Below are 2,184 nucleotides of genomic sequence, written 5' to 3' on the forward strand. Positions count from 1 at the left end.
GGGACGAGCGGGTACCGGCCGCCGCGACCGGCGGAAGGGCGGACTGAGGTGAGTACGGCGTCGCCGGACCGGGCCACCCCCCGTACCGTGCCCGAGCTGCTGGACTGGCGTACCGCCCTGCACCCCGAGCGGGTGGCGGTCGAGGTGCACGGGGTGGCCGAGCTGACCTTCGCCGACTGGTCCGCCGGGGCGGGGGCCGTCGCCGCCGCCCTGTCCCGGCGCGGCCTGCGTCGTGGCGACCGCGTCGGCCTCTACTTCGGCGCCCGGGACTGGACCTGGTTCGCCGTCGCGTACGTCGGGGTGCTGCGCGCCGGTGGCGTCGCCGTGCCACTCTCCGACCGGCTCGCCGCCGGACAGCTCGGACACGCCCTGGACCACTGCGCGGCCACCGCCGTGCTGCACGGCGACGACACCCCCGCCCCGCCGGTGCCGTCCGGCCTGCCGGTCTGGACCTGCGCCGAGCTGCTGGCCGAGGCACACCGTGACGGCGAGTCGGTCGCCCGACCCGGTGACCTCGCGCAGATCCTCTACACCTCGGGCACCACCGGACGTCCCAAGGGGGTCGCCGCCAGCCACGCCAACCTCACCGCCGGTGCCCCGCAGCACCCACGCCGGCTGGCCCTGGCCCACTCGGACCGGTTCCTGCACGCCTTCGCGATCGGCACCAACGCCGGGCAGACCATGCTGCTCAACGCGGTGACCGCGAAGGCCGCCGCACTCACCCTGCCCCGGTTCACCCCGGCCCGGTTCGCCCGACTGGTCGAGGCCCCCGGGACCGGCACCGTCTTCGTCGTCCCGTCGATCGCCGTCGAGCTGCTCGACTCCGGTGCCCTGCGCGGGCGGGACACCAGCGGCGTACACCTGATCGGCTCCACCGCCGCGTTCCTCGCGCCGGCGGTCGCGGCCCGGCTCGCCGAGACGTTCCCGCAGGCCACCATCGTCAACTACTACACCTCCACCGAGGCGGCACCGGCCCAGACCACCATGATCTGGGACCCGTCCCGGCGGGACGCGGTCGGTCGACCGGTCGGCGGCCGGCTCATGGTCGCCGACGCCGACGGTAGGCCGCTGCCCGCCGGCACGACCGGTGACGTCTGGCTGCGGGCGCCCTTCCCCCGCGCCTACTTCCGCGACGAGGCGGCCAACCGGGCCACCTTCCGCGACGGATGGGTCCGCATGGGGGATGTCGGCCGGGTCGACGCCGACGGCTACCTGTACCTCACCGACCGGCACCAGGACGTGATCAAGACCGGCGCGTTCAAGGTCTCCACCCTGGAGGTCGAGGCGGCGCTGCACGACCATCCCCTGGTCGCCCAGGTCGCCGTCGTCGGTGTCCCGCATCCGGTGCTCGGCACCGCCGTGGCCGCCGCCGTGGTGCCCCGGCCGCAGGCCACCCCGGACGGCCTGTCCCTGCCCGCGCTGCGCGGATTCCTCGCCGACCGACTGGCCGACTACCAGCTGCCCGCCCGGCTCCTGCTCCTCGACGAGCTGCCCCGCAACGAGGGCGGCAAGGTGCTCAAGCGGCAGCTCACCGACCTCTTCGAGAACTGACCACCACCAGCACAACCCAGGGAGCACATGTGGGCACCGCCGAGGCGACCTCCGCACAGCACGCCGTCTGGTTCACCGAGCGGGCCGGGGTCGCCGGCACGGCCTACCACATGGCGGTCGGCGTACGGTTCGCCGCCGGACTCGACCGTCGGGCCCTCGTCGCGGCCTGCGCCTCGGTGACCGACCGGCATCCCATCCTCGCGGCCAGGATCGTCGGCGACGACGACGGCACCCCGCGCCTGGCACCGGCCGACACCCGTCCGACGGTCGGCTTCGCGGAACTGACCGACGCCCGGGTGACCGAGGAGATCGCCCGGACGTACGACCTGACGACCGGACCACTGGCCCGGTTCACCCTGCTCACCGACGCCGACGACACGCACCTGCTGCTCGTCACCGCACACCATCTGGTCTTCGACGGCATGTCGAAGGACATCCTGCTCCGGGACCTGGCCGCCGCGTACGCCGCCGCCCGTGACGGTGCCACCGTGGACCCCGGGCCCCGACCCGACGAGTACGCCGGCCTCGCCACCGCCGAACAGCAACGCGTCGCCGTCGACCTGCCCGCCGCCCGCGACCACTGGCGGCGGCACTGGTCCGGGCCCGGTGAGGTGGTCCTGCCCGGCCTGCGGC

General features: G+C 74.8%; 2 protein-coding genes. Both read left to right on the forward strand.

Annotation, left to right across the window (positions count from 1 at the left end; translation table 11 throughout):
- Positions 1-48: 48 nt before the first annotated feature.
- Positions 49-1,551, forward strand: coding sequence for a class I adenylate-forming enzyme family protein (locus EYA84_RS30840; RefSeq protein WP_162854400.1), 1,503 nt, complete (start codon positions 49-51; stop codon positions 1,549-1,551).
- Positions 1,552-1,580: 29 nt separating this feature from the next.
- Positions 1,581-2,184: condensation domain-containing protein (locus EYA84_RS30845; protein ID WP_236146061.1), on the forward strand; the 604-nt coding region annotated here is incomplete at its 3' end.

The sequence above is a fragment of the Verrucosispora sp. SN26_14.1 genome, assembly GCF_004307965.1.
Lineage (GTDB): Bacteria > Actinomycetota > Actinomycetes > Mycobacteriales > Micromonosporaceae > Micromonospora.